This window comes from Pseudomonas sp. R2-60-08W (assembly GCF_003852335.1).
GTDB lineage: Bacteria > Pseudomonadota > Gammaproteobacteria > Pseudomonadales > Pseudomonadaceae > Aquipseudomonas.
On record NZ_CP027731.1, the window covers coordinates 5,688,604 to 5,707,525 of the forward strand.

General features: G+C 64.7%; 13 protein-coding genes. 3 read left to right on the top strand and 10 right to left on the bottom strand.

Annotation, left to right across the window (positions count from 1 at the left end; all coding sequences use genetic code 11):
- The first annotated feature begins 104 nt into the window (after positions 1 to 104).
- The 3 genes from C4J90_RS26160 to C4J90_RS26170 all read left to right on the top strand — a co-directional run bounded on the left by C4J90_RS26160 (position 105) and on the right by C4J90_RS26170 (position 4,587).
- Positions 105 to 1,025: a hydrogen peroxide-inducible genes activator gene (locus C4J90_RS26160; protein WP_124364985.1), complete on the top strand. Its 921-nt coding sequence runs from the start codon at positions 105 to 107 to the stop codon at positions 1,023 to 1,025.
- A gap of 8 nt (positions 1,026 to 1,033) precedes the next feature.
- Positions 1,034 to 3,109: an ATP-dependent DNA helicase RecG gene (gene recG / locus C4J90_RS26165; RefSeq protein WP_124368828.1), complete on the top strand. Its 2,076-nt coding sequence runs from the start codon at positions 1,034 to 1,036 to the stop codon at positions 3,107 to 3,109.
- A 77-nt stretch (positions 3,110 to 3,186) separates the two neighbouring features.
- Positions 3,187 to 4,587 (top strand): aminoacyl-tRNA deacylase and HDOD domain-containing protein, encoded by a 1,401-nt coding sequence (locus C4J90_RS26170; RefSeq protein ID WP_124368829.1) that lies wholly within the window; start codon positions 3,187 to 3,189, stop codon positions 4,585 to 4,587.
- Positions 4,588 to 4,685: 98 nt separating this feature from the next.
- Here the strand turns inward: C4J90_RS26170 and C4J90_RS26175 are convergent, their stop codons facing one another.
- The 10 genes from C4J90_RS26175 to C4J90_RS26220 form a co-directional block, all read right to left on the bottom strand.
- Positions 4,686 to 5,060: a hypothetical protein gene (locus tag C4J90_RS26175; protein ID WP_032803751.1), complete on the bottom strand. Its 375-nt coding sequence runs from the start codon at positions 5,058 to 5,060 to the stop codon at positions 4,686 to 4,688.
- A 124-nt stretch (positions 5,061 to 5,184) separates the two neighbouring features.
- Positions 5,185 to 6,108, bottom strand: coding sequence for a type VI secretion system-associated lipoprotein TagQ (gene tagQ, locus C4J90_RS26180; protein WP_124372290.1), 924 nt, complete (start codon positions 6,106 to 6,108; stop codon positions 5,185 to 5,187).
- 84 nt (positions 6,109 to 6,192) lie between these two features.
- Positions 6,193 to 7,905 carry an SUMF1/EgtB/PvdO family nonheme iron enzyme gene (locus C4J90_RS26185; protein ID WP_124421122.1) on the bottom strand — a complete coding sequence of 571 codons (1,713 nt, stop codon included), beginning with the start codon at positions 7,903 to 7,905 and terminating at the stop codon, positions 6,193 to 6,195.
- Positions 7,898 to 9,082, bottom strand: coding sequence for an ABC transporter permease (locus C4J90_RS26190; RefSeq protein WP_124421123.1), 1,185 nt, complete (start codon positions 9,080 to 9,082; stop codon positions 7,898 to 7,900). Before C4J90_RS26190 ends, C4J90_RS26185 begins: the two co-directional genes overlap by 8 nt.
- Positions 9,082 to 9,786 carry an ABC transporter ATP-binding protein gene (locus C4J90_RS26195; protein WP_124411088.1) on the bottom strand — a complete coding sequence of 235 codons (705 nt, stop codon included), beginning with the start codon at positions 9,784 to 9,786 and terminating at the stop codon, positions 9,082 to 9,084. Before C4J90_RS26195 ends, C4J90_RS26190 begins: the two co-directional genes overlap by 1 nt.
- Positions 9,786 to 12,764: a serine/threonine-protein kinase gene (locus C4J90_RS26200; protein WP_124421124.1), complete on the bottom strand. Its 2,979-nt coding sequence runs from the start codon at positions 12,762 to 12,764 to the stop codon at positions 9,786 to 9,788. The genes C4J90_RS26195 and C4J90_RS26200 overlap by 1 nt, the downstream gene beginning before the upstream one ends.
- On the bottom strand, positions 12,761 to 13,480 hold the full coding sequence (locus tag C4J90_RS26205) for a PP2C family serine/threonine-protein phosphatase (protein WP_124364994.1): 720 nt from the start codon (positions 13,478 to 13,480) through the stop codon (positions 12,761 to 12,763). Before C4J90_RS26205 ends, C4J90_RS26200 begins: the two co-directional genes overlap by 4 nt.
- Positions 13,481 to 14,134 carry a type VI secretion system-associated protein TagF gene (tagF, locus tag C4J90_RS26210; protein WP_124415922.1) on the bottom strand — a complete coding sequence of 218 codons (654 nt, stop codon included), beginning with the start codon at positions 14,132 to 14,134 and terminating at the stop codon, positions 13,481 to 13,483. It lies immediately after the preceding gene.
- Positions 14,131 to 17,631: a type VI secretion system membrane subunit TssM gene (tssM, locus tag C4J90_RS26215; RefSeq protein WP_124421125.1), complete on the bottom strand. Its 3,501-nt coding sequence runs from the start codon at positions 17,629 to 17,631 to the stop codon at positions 14,131 to 14,133. The genes tagF and tssM overlap by 4 nt, the downstream gene beginning before the upstream one ends.
- On the bottom strand, positions 17,628 to 18,917 hold the full coding sequence (locus tag C4J90_RS26220; RefSeq protein ID WP_124364997.1) for a DotU family type VI secretion system protein: 1,290 nt from the start codon (positions 18,915 to 18,917) through the stop codon (positions 17,628 to 17,630). The genes tssM and C4J90_RS26220 overlap by 4 nt, the downstream gene beginning before the upstream one ends.
- Positions 18,918 to 18,922: the final 5 nt, after the last annotated feature.

Here is an 18,922-nt window from a genome sequence, read left to right on the forward strand (position 1 = left end):
CAAAATTACCGACAGTCCTCGCTCAATCCCCAGCAAAGTTCTGATAACGTGCGTCTATCGATTGCAGCCGGTATGCTTGGCCCGCAACCTCATGGACGCCCGCTATGACTCTTACAGAATTACGCTACATCGTGACCCTCGCCCAAGAACAGCACTTCGGCCACGCGGCCGAGCGTTGCCACGTCAGCCAGCCGACGCTGTCGGTGGGCGTGAAAAAGCTCGAAGACGAACTCGGTGTGCTGATTTTCGAGCGCAGCAAGAGCGCCGTGCGCCTCACCCCGGTGGGCGAAGGCATTGTTGCCCAGGCCCAGAAGGTGCTGGAACAAGCGCAAAGCATTCGCGAGCTGGCCCAGGCCGGCAAGAACCAGCTGACCGCACCGCTCAAGGTCGGCGCCATCTACACTGTCGGCCCGTACCTGTTCCCCCATCTGATCCCGCAACTGCACCGCGTCGCGCCGCAGATGCCGCTGTATATCGAAGAAAACTTCACCCACGTACTGCGCGACAAACTGCGCAACGGCGAGCTGGACGCGATCATCATCGCCTTGCCGTTCAACGAGGCGGACGTGTTGACCCTGCCGCTCTACGACGAGCCGTTCTACGTACTGATGCCCGCCTCGCACCCGTGGACGCAGAAGGAAACCATCGACGCCGGCCTGCTCAATGACAAGAGCCTGCTGCTGCTCGGCGAAGGCCACTGCTTCCGCGACCAGGTGCTGGAAGCCTGCCCGACCCTGACCAAAGGCAACGACGGCGCCAAGCACACCACGGTGGAATCCAGCTCCCTGGAGACCATTCGCCACATGGTCGCGTCCGGCCTGGGTATTTCGATCCTGCCGTTGTCGGCGGTAGACAGCCATCACTACGCCCCCGGCGTAATCGAAGTGCGCCCACTTACGCCGCCGGTGCCCTTCCGCACGGTGGCAATCGCCTGGCGCGCCAGCTTTCCGCGGCCAAAAGCGATTGAGATCCTCGCCGACTCGATCCGCCTGTGCTCGGTGGCCAAGCCGCCTGCTGCGAGCTAAGTAACCGTATGACTGAGCTGTCGCAGGTGCCGGTGACGGCACTCAAGGGTGTCGGTGAGGCCATGGCCGAGAAACTCGCCAAGGTCGGCCTGGAAAACCTTCAGGACGTGCTGTTCCACCTGCCGCTGCGCTACCAGGATCGTACCCGCGTCGTGCCCATCGGCCACTTGCGTCCCGGCCAGGACGCGGTGATCGAAGGCACCGTCAGCGGCGCCGACGTGGTAATGGGCAAGCGCCGCAGCCTGGTGGTGCGCCTGCAGGACGGCACCGGTGGCCTGAGCCTGCGCTTCTACCATTTCAGCAATGCGCAGAAAGAAGGCCTCAAGCGCGGCACCCGCGTGCGTTGCTACGGCGAAGCGCGTCCGGGGGCCTCGGGCCTGGAGATCTACCACCCGGAGTATCGCGCCATTACCGGCGACGAACCGCCGCCGGTGGACACCACCCTCACGCCGATCTACCCGCTGACCGAAGGCCTTACCCAGCAACGCCTGCGCCAGTTGTGCATGCAAACCCTGACGATGCTCGGCCCGCAAAGCCTGCCCGACTGGCTGCCGCTGGAGCTGGCCCGCGACTATCAACTGGCGCCTCTGGCGGATGCGATTCGCTACCTGCATCACCCGCCGGCCGACGCCGATGTGGACGAACTCGCCCTCGGCCATCACTGGGCCCAGCATCGCCTGGCCTTCGAAGAACTGCTGACCCATCAACTGTCCCAGCAGCGCCTGCGCGAAAGCATGCGCTCGCTGCGCGCACCGGCGATGCCCAAAGCCACGCGCCTGCCCGCGCAATACCTGGCCAACCTGGGCTTCGCACCGACCGGCGCGCAGCAACGCGTCGGCAACGAAATCGCCTACGACCTCAGCCAGCAGGAGCCGATGCTGCGCCTGATCCAGGGCGATGTGGGCGCGGGCAAGACCGTGGTCGCCGCCCTCGCCGCCTTGCAGGCCCTGGAAGCCGGTTACCAGGTCGCGTTGATGGCGCCCACGGAAATTCTCGCTGAGCAACACTTCATCACCTTCAAACGCTGGCTCGAGCCGCTGGGCCTGGAAGTCGCGTGGCTGGCCGGCAAGCTCAAGGGCAAGACGCGCGCAGCGGCGCTGGAGCAGATTGCCGGCGGCGCACCGATGGTGGTGGGCACCCATGCGCTGTTCCAGGACGAAGTGCAGTTCAAGAACCTGGCCCTGGTGATCATCGACGAACAGCACCGCTTCGGCGTGCAACAGCGCCTGGCCCTGCGCCAGAAAGGCGTGGGTGGGCGCATGAACCCGCACCAGTTGATCATGACCGCCACGCCCATCCCACGCACCCTGGCCATGAGTGCCTACGCCGACCTCGACACCTCGATCCTCGACGAACTGCCCCCCGGCCGTACGCCGGTCAACACCGTGCTGGTCACCGACACGCGACGCGTCGAAGTGATCGAACGCGTGCGCGGCGCCTGTGCCGAAGGCCGCCAGGCGTACTGGGTGTGTACGCTGATCGAAGAGTCCGAGGAGCTGACCTGCCAGGCCGCCGAAACCACCTATGAAGACCTCACCAGTGCCCTGGGCGAGCTCAAGGTCGGGCTGATCCACGGCCGTATGAAACCTGCCGAAAAAGCCGCAGTGATGGCTGAGTTCAAGGCCGGCAACCTGCAACTGCTCGTGGCCACTACTGTGATTGAGGTCGGCGTGGACGTGCCCAACGCCAGCCTGATGATCATTGAAAACCCCGAACGCCTGGGCCTGGCCCAACTGCACCAGTTGCGCGGCCGCGTCGGCCGAGGCAGCGCCGCCAGCCATTGCGTGCTGCTGTATCACCCGCCGCTGTCGCAGATCGGCCGCCAGCGGCTGGGCATCATGCGCGAAACCAACGACGGCTTTGTCATCGCCGAAAAAGACCTCGAGCTGCGCGGCCCGGGAGAAATGCTCGGTACCCGCCAGACCGGTCTGCTGCAATTCAAGGTCGCCGACCTGATGCGCGACGCCGACCTGTTGCCCGCAGTGCGCGATGCGGCGCAAGCGCTGCTGGAACGCTGGCCTGAGCATGTCAGCCCGCTGCTCAACCGCTGGCTGCGGCACGGGCAGCAATACGGCCAAGTGTGACAGCCGGCTCACTTATCCGACCTACACCTCTACCAAGCTGGTTATACTCCAATGAATGAAAAAAATTGGATCAGGCCATGTCAGAAGTTGCCCTCGCTACCGCCCCACTGACCGCCCCGCCGGTCATTCGGGCGTTGCTCGCAAAGCTCGCCATCCCCTACACGGAAGTCGCCGAACAGACGGGCCTGAACCCTGCGCGAAAGGTCCAGGCGGTACTGCTCGAAGATGCCGTTGGCGCGCTCATGGTGCTGTTCCCCCAAAGCCAGTTGCTCGACCTCAACCGCCTTACCGAGCTCACCGGTCGGCGCCTCACCGCCGTGGCGCCGGAGCGCGTCGAGCGCATGCTGGGCAAGCATGAGCTGAACCTGCTGCCGGGCCTGCCGCCGCTCACCAGTTCGCCGTGCCTGTATGAAGGCAGCCTGCTCAACGAGCCGAGTCTATTGGTGCATTCGGGCGAAGCCGGGTTGCTGCTGGAAATCGCCAGCGAGCACTTCAAGACCATGCTGACCAAGGCCAGTGCGGCTCAGTTCGGCGAGCCCCTGAGCAACATTCGCCCCAACCTCGACCGCCCCAATGATGATCGTGAGGAAATCACCCAGGCGATGCAGGCATTCACTGCCCGCCGTATTCAGCAACGCCTGGAAGCGACCATCGAGATTCCGCCACTGGCCGACACCGCGCAGAAGATCATCAAGCTGCGTGTCGACCCCAACGCCACCATCGACGACATCACCGGCGTGGTGGAAACCGACCCGGCCCTGGCCGCCCAAGTGGTGAGCTGGGCGGCGTCGCCCTACTACGCTTCGCCGGGCAAGATCCGCTCGGTGGAAGACGCCATCGTGCGCGTGCTGGGCTTCGATCTGGTGATCAATCTGGCGCTGGGCCTGGCCCTGGGTAAAACCCTGAGCCTGCCCAAGGACCGCCCGCACCCTTCCACGCCGTACTGGCACCAGTCGATCTACACCGCCGCCGTGATCGAAGGCCTGACCCGCGCCATGCCCCGCGCCCAGCGCCCGGAAGCCGGCCTCACCTACCTGGCAGGGTTGCTGCACAACTTTGGTTACCTGCTGCTGGCCCATGTGTTCCCGCCGCACTTTTCGCTGATCTGCCGCCACCTGGAGGTCAACCCGCACCTGTGCCACAGCTACGTGGAACAACACCTGCTGGGCATCAGCCGCGAGCAGATCGGCGCCTGGCTGATGCGTTACTGGGACATGCCGGACGAACTGTCCACCGCCCTGCGCTTCCAGCACGACCCGAGCTATGACGGGCAGTACGCCGAATACCCGAACCTGGTGTGCCTGGCCGTGCGCCTGTTGCGCAGCCGAGGAATCGGTTCCGGGCCGGATGAAACCATCCCGGATGCACTGCTCGAGCGCCTGGGCTTGAGCCGGGAAAAGGCTGAAGACGTGGTCGGCAAGGTGCTGGATGCCGAGGTGTTGTTGCGGGAATTGGCGTCGCAGTTCAGCCAGCACTGAACCTGATCATTCCCACGCTTCGCGTCACCACTTAAGAGCGGACGCGGAGCGTCCAAAGCGGCATTCCCACGCAGAGCGTGGGAACGATCACTGAACGCTTACTTCTTTTTCTTCGGCTTCAGATACTTGGTCAACCCCTGGAACCAGATCACCAGCGCCGGGTTGCCCTTGATCTGGATCGATTTGTCCTGAATCCCCGTCATGAACGCCAGTTGCTTGTTCTTCGCCTGCATCGTGGCGAAGCCATAGGCGGCATCCTTGAAGGCAATCGCAAACGCCGGCTCAGGGTGTACACCCGAGCGGCTAGTGATGCGTTGGTCTTTGACGATGAAGTGACGGGCAACCTTGCCGTCGAGGGTCTGCAGCTGGAAGGCCAGGTCTTTGTCACCTAGCTGCTGCTGGAAGGCGGGGTTGGTGCGGCTGGCTTTGCCCATCATCAGGCCCAGCACCCACAGGAGAAGACGAAATTTCATGCACACGGCCTCGGTGTAATTATTGAGTGGCCGCAGCAGTGTAACGATTTGCAAACAGAACGCCACCGATCTCGCGCTTTAGCGGGAGATCGGTTGACGTTTAACGCTTATAGCAACAGGTTACTTAAACGTTAGGGCAAGGAACCGGGGCCCAGTCGGCCAGGTTTGGATCGCGGCAGCTGCCTTCGAGCTGAGCCTTGCCGGAGCTGGCGACCTGCTTGCTTTCAGCCTGCTTGGCCTGAACGGTCTGGATGCTCTTCTCGGTGGTCACCGCTTCTTTCGGCACGGTCGGGAGCACGGGTTTCTTGGCCGGCTTCACGGCTTTCTTGCCTTTGGCCGGAGTGACCACAGGCGTGGTGTCGGCGGTGGCCACGGTCACCACGTCGCTACGCTGCACGCCAACCTGCTGCAGGTCTTTCTCGTAGGCCTGGGTGTAGTTGCTGAGGTCTTCGCTGGCTTTGCCGTTGACTGCAACGATCAAGTCATTGGATTCCTTCAGGCCCGCAACGATTTCCGCCAGGCGCTTGCGGCCTTCGGTGTCGTTGACGGTCTTGGCCTTGCGGTCTGCGACCAGCTTGGTGAATGCGCTCTGGTAGCACTGTTGCGAAGCCTTGGCATAAGCAGTGCTGCGGTCGATGTCCGAGGCACTTTTGTTGAAGTCGGTGGAGTAGGAAGCGATGCGCTGGTTGTCATCGCTGATCTGCTTCTGACGCTCGGTGTAGTAACCCGCCGCGCCACCCGCCAGGGCGCCGCCCGCTGCGCCGATAGCGGCGTTACGGCCGCGCTTTTCCTTGTCGCCGGTCAGGGCGCCCAGCAAGGCACCGCCGGCCGCGCCGATGGCTGCGCCGGTCACCACCGACTTGGTCATGTTCGAATCGGTAGCACGCAGGTGCTGCACCGGCTCGTAGCAGTTGGGGTAGTACTCAACCTTGGTGCTTGACGCGACCTTGGACGCAGGCGACGTTGCGCAACCGGTCAACACGGTGCTGAAACCGGCCGCAATCAGCAGCAGGTGACGCTTGGAAACCGTCTTACGGGAAAAAAGCATAGGTGTGATCTCTATTAAGTTTGACTTGCCCAGCACGGCCCACCGCCGCCTGAGTCCCTTCCAAGCTCGCTAGACAGCCAACGATCAAGACCGCTGACCGCTCGCTGCGAGCAATTCCTTCAAGATCGTCGCCGGGTCGGCCCGCTGTTGCTTGCGGTAGTTGCCGACATGGCGAACGAACAGTGTCGCGCGCGTCACCAGGCTCTTGCCGAGCACCGGCTTGCGATCCAACTCTTCCTTGATTCGTTGAAACTGGGTCTGGATCACCGCATCGGTGTAGCGCGTGCCGGTAGCCAGGTTGTCGATGTAGATCGCCACGGCGCCGTCCAGCGCGCTGCGCCCATTGGCGATGGCCATGTCGAACAGCTGCGCGCTGGCCTGGTCTTTATTATCCACGGCTTGCTGGCGGCTCTTCTGCAGGTTGGCCAGGCGGATGTTGTAGTTGCTGATGGTCTCGGCCACCAACGCGGCGGACTGAATCAGGTTGCCTGCCGCCTCCTCGCGCTGCTGGGCGATCAGCGAAACGTTGCGCTTGAGCTCTTCGTTGACCAGCCCCAGTTCGGCCTGCAGCTTGGGGTCGACGCTGGCGGCGATGATGCTGTCCAGGCGCTTGGTCGGGTCCTGGGCGTCGTCGATGGCGTCGGTCAGCGACGCCAGGCGGCCTTCTTTCTGCCACTGCGCAAACAGCTCCTTGTAGCGCGAGCGCGGCGCCGACAGCGCGCCAATCGCCACGCGAAACCCGGTGGTCTCGTTGCTTTGCTCGGTGCCATCGGCGGCAAACAGCGGGTACTCGCGGCGCATGCCAGTGAACAAGGTGCCTTCGCCTTCCAGGTAATTGCCGCCCTTGACCACGAAGCCGCCATAGGTGCCCTGGCGGCGCCCGGCGTGCACCAGTTGGAAGGATTCCTGGACCATTTCCGCAGCGTTGCCGATCACATCGAACATCCCGATCGGGTTGGGCAGCTTGGTGCCGATAGGCATCAGCCGTGCCGCCTGGCCGGTGCCGCCGGCGACCTGGTTGAACACCGCGTAATCGCTCAGTGGACCGTCGTTTTCACTGCCCTCGACGCGGCGCGGAAACAGGCGGCCTTCCAAGTCCTGACGACTCACTGCCTGGCCACCGCGCGCGGCGAATTCCCATTCCACTTCGGTGGGCAAGCGCACAAAGCCCAGGCCGCCGTCTTCGGCCGAGGCACCGCGCCCACTCACCGGCAGTAACTCGCGGTGGTATTTCATCAGCCAGGCGCTGTACACCGCCGAGAAACGCTCGGCTTCAAAGCGCGACAGTTTCACTTTGGGCAAGCGCCCGGCCATACCCTCAGGCGCATCACAGGCCGGCGCCGGCTCGCCGCTGGCCAGCGACTGCGCCTGGGACATTACCTGGGCGTACTGGCGGGCGGTCACTTCGTACTTGCCGATGAAGTACAGCATGGGCTTGAGCGGGGTCTTGGCGTCGGTCTTCGGCATCAGCGGCGCGATGACGGTGTTCCAGTCCTTGGGCAGGTCCTTGAGGGTGAACTGGCCATTGATGAAGTCGCGCCGGTAACCGGAGATAAACGATTGCTGGTAGCCCGCCTCGCCTTCGGCAAAGGGATAGCCGAGGCTCACCTCACGGTCGTCCAGGGTGCCCTGGGCCAGCACATAGGCGTAGCGGAACACCATATTGCCTTCGCATGGCAGCGGCAGGCTCACGTCGTTCGGCAACGGCTTGGGGTTGTCGAGCTTGTCGCTTGCCTCATCGGCCCAGGCCAGCGAGGCCAGGCTCAGCGCCACACAGGCGCCCAGTAACTTAAACATCTCTGATTCCTTCAGAAGCCTGGATACGCGCCACTCGCCAACCGCCACATGCCGCCGCCACGGCGCTGACGCCGAGCACAGCCGCCAGGGCCAAGCCGTAGTGACGCGCCAACAGATGGCTGGCGTATTCGCCCGGCACCTGCACGAATAATCGATTCAAACCCGCCTCGGCCAGGCTATACAGCCCGGCACTGAGCACGGCGGCAAAACTTGCGCTGTACAGCGCCTGCATCACGACGAACAGCAACAGCGCAGCGGTGGAAAAGCCCAGCAGGCGCAACACCGACAACTCCCGACGCTTACGCGCCACCGCCGCCAACGCCCCGGCGAAGGTCGCCGCAAACGCACCGGCCAACGCCAACCCGCAGATGATCCAGAATACGAGCGACAGGTTGCGACTCAACGACTGCACCTGGGCGATGGTTTGCGCCTGGGTCGACACCAGCACGTTCTGCCCGGCGAAATACAGCCGCAGCCGTTCCACATCGCTGAGCGTGCGCGCATACAAGCGAAACGCCGGGTACACCCGCTGCTCGCCCACACCGGCCGCCTCACCTTCCCATTGCAACGCCAGCACAGCGCGGCCATCGCGATAATCTTCCACCGCCTCCAGCAACGCCAGGTCAGCAAACAACCCGTCACGGGCGAAGGCTTCCAACGGCAATACTGCCAGCACCTGCACCCGCGTGCGCTGCGCCTCGACGCGCCCCGCCAGTTGCCGCGCAAAGCGGGGCTCCAGCCAGTCGCCGGGCCGCGCCGCGAGCTTTTCGGCGGCGGTATGGCTGAGCACGATCTGGTCCAGGCCCTTCGGCATCGGCAAGCCAGCCAACAACGGATCGCCCGCAGCGGTCGGCAGCATCTCCACTACCACGGTGCCCACCTGCGCGGTCGCCGCAATCTGCCGCGTACGCGCGATGGCAAACGCCACATCACTACGCTGGGCAAGCTGCTGGACGAGGGCGCTGCTGAATCGACCGCCGCCCAACGGAATAATTTCACGGGTGGCGGGGTCGGTCTCCAAGCGTTGGGTCAAACTGCTAACCAGTCCAAACTTCAGGCCAAATAACACCAGCAATGGCGCGATGACCGCCACCAGCGCCAGCACCGAACAGGCCGACAGCCACGCATCGTTGCGATAGTCCTGCCAAGCGAGCGACGAGACCAGGGCGATGCGCATCAGCACGCCTCCCCAAGTGTCGCCGTGACGCCGCCGTCCGCATCGCGACGACAGCCGATGCGGCGCACTTGCAAGCCACTGGCGCGGGCCAAGGGTTCATCATGGGTGGCAATCACACAGGCGGCGCGGTGTTCACGGGCCTGGGCCAGCAGCGCCTGCATCACGCGCTCGGCATTGAGCGGGTCGAGGGACGCCGTCGGCTCATCGGCCAGCACCAGTTGCGGCGCATGGGCCAAGGCGCGGGCACAGCTCACACGCTGGCGCTGGCCTACCGACAAGGCGGCCGGACGCTTGTCCAACTGGTCACTGATTTCCAGCTGCTCGGCCAGGCGCGCCACGCTGCCGTCGTCCTTTAACCCCAGCAACTGGCGGGACAAGGCGATATTGCCGCGCACATCGAGAAACCCGAGCAGCCCGCCGGTCTGCAGCACATAGCCCAAATGCCGGCTGCGCAACTGGGCCAAGGCGGTTTGGCTGTCTGCGCGCCAAAGCCCGCCGATGTCGAACTGGTTGAACTCAAACTGGCCGATCCGATCCGGCGCCAACACCAGCGCCAACATATCCAGCAAGGTGCTCTTGCCGCAGCCGCTGGGCCCGACAATCGCCAGTTGTTCACCTGCGCGCAGCTGCAGCGCCGGAATCACCAGGCTATAGCGCTGGCTGCCGACGCCCCGGCTCTTGTGCACCGCGTTCAGGCTCAGCATCACGGCAACGTCGACAACGGCACGCGGTACAACGCATCGCCCGGTTCGGCATCGCCGAAACGCACCCAATTGGCCAGGTCATTGTGGAAGGTCTCGTAGAGGCGGATTTTCGAATCCAGCTCGTCGATAAAGTCTTCCTGTTCGGCCACGCTCAACGACAACCACAGGTCCTGGGTCATGTTCAGCGACTTGCTGCGATACGGCAGGCCCTCCAGATATTCGCCCAGCAGGCCGCCGTCGGCCAGATTGCCGCCTTTGCGCAGGGCCTGCGGGTCGCGGCTCATATAGGCCGAGGCGCTGGCGATTTCCTGGAAGAAGTCCTTGGGTGAGCTTTGGGTTTTGCGCGCCGCATCGACGATCAGTTTCAGCGACTGCTGCAGGTCGTTCAATTGCAGCTTGGTCAGCATCACGCACACCTGGAACGCCGGCAGCGCCGGGTTGGTCAGGTCGCGGTCGGCAGTCCAGGCGCTGACCAGCTGGGGCGCCTGGCTCGCGGTTTTGCGACCAAGGAAATCCATGTGCATCGCATAACCGACCGCGGCGGATTTATCCGCCAGGCTCGGCGTGGCACTGAGCAGCGGCACCGGCTGCGGCGTGTTACTGCGCACCTGATGCACGAGGTTGGCGAACACCGTGCCAATCTCGTCGACGCGCTCACCGAGCTTGTGCACGTCACCACCGGGCACCGACGTGTACAGGTCGCCGATCCGTGGGTTGGCGTCGGCGGTCAGGATGCGGTACTGGCTTTCGGCGCCGGCATGGGTTTTCTTGCCGGCGTCAGTGCGCAGATGCAGCGCGTAGATTTTGATCTGCTTGCCCAACGCCGCCTGGCGCACTTCGGCTTCATTCATCTGGGTGGCGGCGAACGGGTCGTTCTTGCGCAACGCACCGGCATCGGAGACCAGCAGGATGATGCGCCCGCCGTAGCCGGACCAATCCATGCCGTCCACCGCCTGCATCACCCCGGCAAACGCGTCTTCGTTGAACGAATGGCTGGACACCGTCGAGGCCTTGACCTGCCGCGCCATGTCGAGAAAGCGTTGCGGATCGCGGCCCTGGTCGAGGGTGATCAGGGTCTTGGCCACGTATTCCAGGCCGGGGGTTTTCTTGATGCTGTTGCGAAAGCCCACCAGCCCGAAGCTGACGCTGTCCAGCTCGCCGCGCTCGGCAATACGGGTTTGCAGCTCGTGTACTACGTCGCGCACTTGATCGATATACGGCTGCATCGACACGGTGGTATCGACCACCAGCACCACCGCCGTGCGGAAGGCGTCGGCATTGGCGCTGGTCACGGGCGTCGCCGGCTTGGCGACCGCGCTGCTGCCAGGGTCGATGGACGCGACATTGAGCAACTGCACGGGCTGACCGTTGTCGTCGAAGCTCTCTTTGGCATCGAAGATCGGCAACAAGTAGAACTGGTTCTGCGGTACCGCGCTGGCAGTGGGTTCCAGGGCCAGCACTTGTTGATTGTCTTCGCGGTTGTTCTGCGCCTTGGCCAACACAGCTTTCGCCGCAGCCGGATCGGCCAGCAGTTTTTCCACCTCAGCGGACTGGCGCAGGAACATCACCGGGGCACGGCCTGAGCGCTCGGTGAATTTGAGCACCAGGCTTTGCTTCCAATCACTGACCTGCGCGGCCGGCAACCACCCGTCACTGCGCCCATCGGTGGCCGCGCCGACACGCACCCAAGGGCTGCCGTCGACTTCTTTGCGCTGGTACACATACAGCACGGAAAACGCCGGCAAGACTTTGCCCGGTGCACTGCCCGCATCGGCAGACAGTTTGGCGCCGGGCTTGCTGAGCACGCGTTGGAACAGGGTTTTCTTACCTGCCATCAGCAACGGTCGTTGACCACCATCCACTTCAGCGACGGCTGCGGGCGGCGTCACCTTGGGAACTACGGCAGCCGGTGGTTGGGCAGGCTCATCGCTACTGCTCAACCACCAATAGCTGGCACCACCAATGGCCAGTGCCACCGCAACCGCCACGGCGGCCAATGCCAACACCGGCCCACGGCGCTGTTCGGACGGGGCATTGTGCTGCGTTGGCGTCACGACCGGTTGGCGCACTATCGGCTGCGGCTGTGGTTTGTCGGTGGGTATGTCGACGGTGACAGGCGTAATGCCCGCCAGGTCAAAACTTAGTGGAATCGGCAGCGGACGCACCATGGTGGCCTCCGGCGACTCCGCCGGCAGGTTGTCCAGGGCCCGCAGTAATGCATCGGCATCCGCGAAACGCTCCGCCGGGTCCTTGGCCAACAACTTGCGCAGCACCTCCTGGTAACGGCCGTGGTGCACCGGCAATTCCGGTAACGGCTCAGTCAGGTGTGCGAGCGCCGTGGAAAGCGCATCGGTTCCACGGTAAGGCAGCTCGCCGACCAGAATCTCGTAGAGCACCACGCCCAGCGCATACAGGTCGGCGCGCCCGTCGATCTCCTGGCCGCGCGCCTGTTCCGGGCTCATGTAGCTGGGCGTGCCCACGGCAAAGCCGGCCTGGGTGAATTGGGTGCGGTCGTCCAGGGACTTGGCGATGCCGAAGTCCGACAACACCGCCGTACCATCGGCGCGGAACAGAATGTTCGCCGGCTTCACGTCGCGGTGCACCAGGCCCTGGGCATGGGCATAACCCAGCGCCGAGGCAATCTGGCGGATCAGCGTCACGCCCTGCTCCGGGGTCAGCCCGGCGGCGATGCGCTCCTTGAGCGTGCCGTTGGGCAGGTACTCCATGGCCATGTAGTACAGCTCATCGACATTGCCGATGTCATGGATGGTCACTGTGTGCGGGTGCGACAAGCGCGCCAGGGTCTTGCCTTCGCGCAGGAAGCGCTCGCAGAAGCTCGGGTCAGCCGCCAGCGCCGCCGCCATTACCTTCAACGCCACCTTGCGCTCCAGCGAGCGCTGGGTCGCCAGGTACACGTTGGCCATGGCGCCTTCGCCGATCTCGCCCTCGATGTCATAGCCGGGGATGACGATGCTCATGGCGAGACCTTCACGACGATGGTGGTGATGTTGTCCGGTGCACCGCGATTGAGCCCCAGGTGCACCAAGCTGCGCACGATTTCATCCGGCGCGTCGTGGCCGAGGACCTCACGGATTTCGTGGTCCTCGACGGTCTTAGTCAGGCCGTCGCTGCACAGCAGGAAACTGTCGCCGGGGGCGATCAGCAGATCGACCGCCGCCACGTCCAGTTGCGCTTCCACGCCCACCGCACGGGTCACGATATTGGCGCGCGGGTGCACACGGGCATCGGCTTCGCTGAGCAGGCCGCTGTCTTGCAGGTCCTGCACGTAGCTGTGGTCGCGGGAGATGCTTTCCAACTCGCCGTCGCGCAGGCGGTATAGGCGGCTGTCGCCGGCCCACAGGCACACCCCGCGCAAGCCGCGCGCCGCCAGCACCACGACGGTGCTACCCATCATGGTCACGCCCCGATTGGCGGTTTCTTCACGGACCGCCGCATTGATGCGGATCAGGTCGTTGCGCAAGGCGGCCGCGTATTCCTCAAGGGAGCGCCCCACCGGCACATTGCGCAGGCTGTCGACAATCAGGCTGCTGACATAATCCCCCGCCGCGTGGCCGCCCATGCCATCGGCCACCACCCACAGGCGGTTTTGCGGCAGGTCCAGGCATGCGTCTTCATTGACCTGGCGCACCATGCCCACATGGCTTTTGCTCGCCGATTGATACGTCGCCCCCATCTACACCACACCTTCTTGTCCGAGCAAAAACTGCGCAAAATCGCGGGCGGCAGGCAAGCCCTGACACCGTAATAAACCGGGGGAAATACGCTGCGAACCCCGGCCCCACCAGAGGCTGGCCCCTTCGCAGGCCTGTTCGGCGAGCGCCGCCATGCGCCCGTGAGGCACGCTGGCGGCCACCCGTTGCAGGCCGGCGAAACGGCTGTCGAGCGCACGCGGTTCGGTCGCCGGTACGCCCAGGCGGTCGAGGCCATCGTTGAACCCTTCGAACGTCGCGCCCGCGTCCAGAGTGCTGAGCAGCAGCTCTTCGGTCTGTTCGAACCAGACATCCGGCCCGCCCACCAAGGCGGCGGGGTTGGTGTCGTGGTCGAGCACCGCCACCACCGCCAGCGGAAAATAACGCCCGACCCGATCGATACTCGGCATCACCACACCCGCCGCCGCGTCCGGCCCGCACACGCCTGGCGCGAGTACGAAGCGCCACAGCGGGCTGACCAGATAAGCGTTGAGCCAATCAGCGCCCAGGCTGTTCTGGCTGGCGAGCAAGCCCGCCGCCAGCCAGCTGTCCCACGGGCCGATAAAACTCTGGGGCAAGGCGCGGCTGACGAAATCACCGCGGCTGGCCAACTTGCCGTAGAAACCCAGCGTGGTCATAGCCGCTCCGGCAGGCTGAAGCCGCTGAGCACACGGCTCTTGAACGGGTTGAAGGCGCTATTGGCGCGCAGCTCGTAGGCAATGCTTGCGCCGTCGACCCGCAGGCGCAGGTTGAAGCGGTCCGGCGAGTTGCCGGCGGTCAGGTCCGATTGTTCCAGCAGGCGGAACCAGGCCCAGGGGCCGTCGAGGGTCACGCCGGAGCGCCCGCTGGCCGATGGAGGCATGATCGAGATACGCACCACGCCACTGCTGCCGGGGTTCGGCCATTGCATCGCCACCGGCCGGCTCGGGCCGTGGTCGTAGCTCAGTTGCTGGCCGTCGAGATCAAGCAGGAACTGGGTGATGGTCGGGTCCATCGACACCGGCTTGAGTTCGAAGCGCACGATGGGTTGCGTGCCGCCGGACCTGAAGAACGCGTCCCGAATCGTCGCCGCGCGCTGGAAGGTTTGCAGCACGCCCGGCGCGATGCCGAGTTTCTGCGCCGCGCCCGGCTGCCAGCGCCAGGTCTGGGCCGAGGTGTCGACGTAGGGCTGCAGGTACTTGCGGAAGTAGTTATCCATCACCCCGCCGACGCCGAAGAACTGGCCGAAGTCATCCAGGGTCGCGTCCCGCGCACTGCCCGGCGACATCGGATAGCGCCCGGCCAGGGACTGGCGATACACGTTGACCACTTCGCTGACCCAGGCCGCGTTCAGCTGGTTGCGCACGCCGCCCATCATGCTGTTGGTGGTGGAATTGACCACCGACTTGACCATGCCCTGCACCAGCGCAGGCTGGCGCTCGGCGTTCAGGCTGACCCGCGTGGCCGCCGCTGCCGCCTGGTTCTTGGCCTCGCCCAGCAAGGCATCGCCACTGGCGCCGACCATGGCGCTGACCTGCACATACAGCGCGTTCATGTCCGACAGCAGGCCGTCGATCGCCGCCGGCTCGCCCTCGTTTTTGCTGACGATGCTGTTGAGTTCGGCAAAGTGCGCGGTGACCGGATCATCCGCAGCGGCAGGCGCATTGGCGCTCGCTTGCTCCTGGCCGAGCAGGCTGCCCAGGCGCTCCTTGAGCTTGTCGACGCCGCCCTCCACCGGCACGCCCTTGGCGGCCAATTGGCGCTCTTCGGCTTGCAGGTCGGTCTCCCTTGCCACCGCCACCAGCAGCTTTTTCAGCGGCGAGGTCGGCCCGGAGATCACGCGCAGCACATCGGCCGCCTGGGCCACGCTGGTGATCGGCACAAAGTCGATGTCCGCCAGCAACGCATCCCATTGGCGCTGGTAATCCTGGAAGTACAAGCGGCGCACATCGGCGGCCAGGCTCACTACGTTCTGTTGATCGGCCTGTGCCTGGCCGAGCACCCATTGTTCTTCAGCCAGGGTACCGGTCTGGTTCAGGCTGCTCAGCAAAAAGCCCTGGCGATAGCCCTTGGCGGTGAAAAACCCGCTCAGCGGTTCGCCCAATGGCTTGCCGCTCTTGCGGCTGAACACCAGCGCAGCATCGCGGCCGGCGGCTTCGTTGAGGCGAAAGTCCGGGATGCCGTCGGGCAGTTTCTGACGCTTGACCCGGTCGTAGACGCGCTGGGCCACCGGCAGTTGTTGCAGTTGACGGCGCAGGTCATCGATCAGGCGTGGGTCAAGGCGCGCATTCGGTGGGTGGCGGTCAAACAGTGCCTGCAAATGCCCGGTCAACGCCTGGCGCTGATCGGCCGGCAAGTCGCGTGGCAGGTTGCGGTCCCAGTCGAGGGCGATCCAGGCCTTGATGAAGTCCGGGTCGTAATGCTCGCTGTCGGCCAGCATCAAGTAGGCCTTGAGGCCTTCGTAGAGAAAGTCCGAGTTGCCGCCGCCATGCAATTGTTCTTCGATGCGCGTGACCAGGCGCGGCGCGAACACCGCAATCAACAACTTGCGATAGACGCTCGCGGACTCGGCTTCGAGCATGTCGCCCTGGTACAGCCCCAGCCCTTCGGACCAGCTCGGCGAATCGCCTGCCAGGTTCTTCACCGCGTTGAGCAGCGGCAGCACCGCCAAGACTTCACGCTGCGCCGGGCTGAGGTTCTGCACGGCCTGGCCCAGGGGCGCGACCTTCTGATCGACCTGGGCGATATACGCCTGGTTGGCGCGATAACTTACCCACCACAGGCCGCTGACCACCACCACGGTGGCCACGGTGGCGGCCAGCACACCCCGGGCGATCCACTTGCGGCGGCGCTCGACTTTCGGGTTCACCCCTACCAGGCCACGCTCGGCGAACGCCACGGCGGTGAACAGCTTTTCGATGAAGTAACTGCGCCCGGTGCCGCTCTGGCGCGCCAGGTGCTGACGGTCCAGGTTCATGCTCTGGGCCATGGCGCCGATCAGGCGGTCAATCGGGCTGCCTTCCTGGGTGCCGCTGGTGAAGTACACGCCGCGCAACAGCACGCGCTCTTCGAAGGCGTTGGGTTTGAACACCCCTTCGAGGAAGCTTTGCAGGCAGTCTTTCAGCGCACCGAACTGTTGCGGGAAGCCATAGATCAGGTCGCGGCGCGCCGGGTCGCGCTCTTGTTGCAGGCGTTCCACCAGGCGCTCGTTGAGGCGTTGCTCCAGGCCGGCGAATTCGCTCTGCAGATGGGCCAGCGGGCTGTCGCTGTGTTTGCCGTCGTCCAGGGCAAAGGTCATGCCCCACACCTGGGCGCGGTCTTCCTTGCTCAGGTTGTCGAAGAACTCCATGAAGCCCGGTACCAGGTCGAGCTTGGTCAGCATCAGGTAGATCGGGAAGCGCACCCCCAGCTGGGTGTACAGCTCCTGGATACGCAAGCGAATCGCGGCTGCGTGGGCGGCGCGTTCGGCGTCGGTCCCGAGCAGCAGATCCGAGAGGCTGATGGCAATGAACGCGCCGTCGATGGGGCGGCGTGAACGCTGCTTTTTCAACAGGTCAAGAAAGCCCAGCCAGGCGGCCTTATCGACCGTGGAGTTGCTGTCCTGGGTGGTGTAGCGCCCGGCGGTGTCGAGCAAAACGGCCTGGTCGGTAAACCACCAGTCGCAGTTGCGCGTGCCGCCGACGCCGCGCACCGCACCGGCGCCCAACTGCGCAGCCAACGGGAAGTGCAGCCCGGAATTGACCAGCGCGGTGGTCTTGCCCGAACCCGGTGGACCGATGATCACGTACCACGGCAGCTCATAGAGATTGCGGCGTTCGTCGCCACCCAGCTTGGCTTTCTTGAGCAGCGCCAAGGCCTCGTCCATGCGCTGGCGCAGGGTGCTGAGCTCTTCGGCAGTGGCGACGCTGTTGGGGTCGACCGGGGTTTCTGCGGCCAGGCTGCGCATGACTTCGGCGGCCTGACGGCGCGCCTGGATGATGCGCAGCACGCGATAGGCGATCCACAGCGCAAACACCAGGATGATCAGCGCCCAGCGGCGCCCTTCCGGCACCAGCACATCGAGCAACGGCCCGACGAACCAGATGATCAAGCCCAGGGCGATCAAACCCAGCACGGGGATCACCCAGCGAATCATGAAACTGAACAACGCCTTCACTCGACGCCCTCCGCCAATACGGTGATTTCAACCCGACGATTGCGGGCACGGCCTTCGGCCGTACTGTTGGTCGCCAACGGCTCGGTGTCGCTGCGGCCTTCGGCGCTGAAGCGCTCGGCCTGGCCAGTCTTGGCCGCAAGGATTTCCAGTACCGACTTGGCCCGCGCTTCGGACAGCGCCCAGTTCGACGGGAAGCGCAGCGTGGCAATCGGACGATTGTCGCTGTGGCCGGTCACCCGCACCTGGCCCTTGACCTTGCGGACCGCGTCGGCGATGCGCAGCATCAGTGGCTGGTAGTCATCGACGATGCTGGAGCTGGCGGACGCAAACAGTTCATCGCCACGAATTGTCACCACCGACCGATCAACCTTGTCTTCCACGGCCACGCGGCCGGCCTTGATGTCTTCGGCCAGAAACCCGGCCAGACGCGGCCGTTCGATCACTTTTGGCTGCGCCACCGGACGGTCGATGGCCTGCACCGGGATCTCGCCCAGGGCATGGATATTCTTGAACACAGGTTCAGCCTGCGACGCCAGCAGCATGCGCAGGCCAAACAGCAACGCCAGCAGCAGCGCCAGGCCGATCGCCACGGCAATCCACGGCGGCATGAATTGCGCCAGGCGATCACGGGCCACGGTCACGCCGCGCCAGTGCGGCGACAGCTCACGCTCGTGCTCGCCCCGCGCAGTGCGAATCGCGGCGGCGGTGCGCTCGCGCAAGGCTTCCAACTGGCTGCGCCCGTCGGTCATCACGCGGTAGCGGCCTTCGAACCCCAGGCACATGCACAGGTACAACAGCTCCAGCAGGTACAGGCGTTCCCGTGGGCTTTGCAGGCAGTGGTCGAGTAACTGGAAGACCTTTTCGCCACCCCAGGCTTCGTTGTGCACGGTGATCAGCAAGCTCTGTTTGCCCCAATCGCTGGTGCTGCCCCAGGGCGTGCTCAACACGGCTTCATCGAGGGCGGTGCACAGCGCGTAACGGGCCAGCAGCACTTCGTTGCGCGCCACACCGGCGGCTTCGGCACGCTCTTCGAATTGGCGCAGATAGGCCAACAACTGCGCGCGCAGGCTGGCTGGCGCCGGGTGCGCGATGGTGTTGCGCAACCGCGTCAGCAAGGCCAGCAGCGGGCCGGCGGCGCTTTCCAGCGGGTTCAGGCCCTGGCTTTTGCCGGTGAGCATCGGCGCGGCCGGCATCGACAAGGGCGCCGGCTCCGCACGCGCAGGTTCCGGCGCACGGCCGCCTGGGCGCGGCATGAACTGAGTGCGGTCATCATCATTGGGATGCATCGCGG

Bases quoted from the DNA above. Each gene is read 5' to 3' on its own strand.
- C4J90_RS26160 (WP_124364985.1), top strand. From the start codon at position 105: ATGACTCTTACAGAATTACGCTACATCGTGACCCTCGCCCAAGAACAG.
- recG (WP_124368828.1), top strand. From the start codon at position 1,034: ATGACTGAGCTGTCGCAGGTGCCGGTGACGGCACTCAAGGGTGTCGGT.
- C4J90_RS26170 (WP_124368829.1), top strand. From the start codon at position 3,187: ATGTCAGAAGTTGCCCTCGCTACCGCCCCACTGACCGCCCCGCCGGTC.
- C4J90_RS26175 (WP_032803751.1), bottom strand. From the start codon at position 5,060: ATGAAATTTCGTCTTCTCCTGTGGGTGCTGGGCCTGATGATGGGCAAA.
- tagQ (WP_124372290.1), bottom strand. From the start codon at position 6,108: ATGCTTTTTTCCCGTAAGACGGTTTCCAAGCGTCACCTGCTGCTGATT.
- C4J90_RS26185 (WP_124421122.1), bottom strand. From the start codon at position 7,905: ATGTTTAAGTTACTGGGCGCCTGTGTGGCGCTGAGCCTGGCCTCGCTG.
- C4J90_RS26190 (WP_124421123.1), bottom strand. From the start codon at position 9,082: ATGCGCATCGCCCTGGTCTCGTCGCTCGCTTGGCAGGACTATCGCAAC.
- C4J90_RS26195 (WP_124411088.1), bottom strand. From the start codon at position 9,786: ATGCTGAGCCTGAACGCGGTGCACAAGAGCCGGGGCGTCGGCAGCCAG.
- C4J90_RS26200 (WP_124421124.1), bottom strand. From the start codon at position 12,764: ATGAGCATCGTCATCCCCGGCTATGACATCGAGGGCGAGATCGGCGAA.
- C4J90_RS26205 (WP_124364994.1), bottom strand. From the start codon at position 13,480: ATGGGGGCGACGTATCAATCGGCGAGCAAAAGCCATGTGGGCATGGTG.
- tagF (WP_124415922.1), bottom strand. From the start codon at position 14,134: ATGACCACGCTGGGTTTCTACGGCAAGTTGGCCAGCCGCGGTGATTTC.
- C4J90_RS26220 (WP_124364997.1), bottom strand. From the start codon at position 18,917: ATGCATCCCAATGATGATGACCGCACTCAGTTCATGCCGCGCCCAGGC.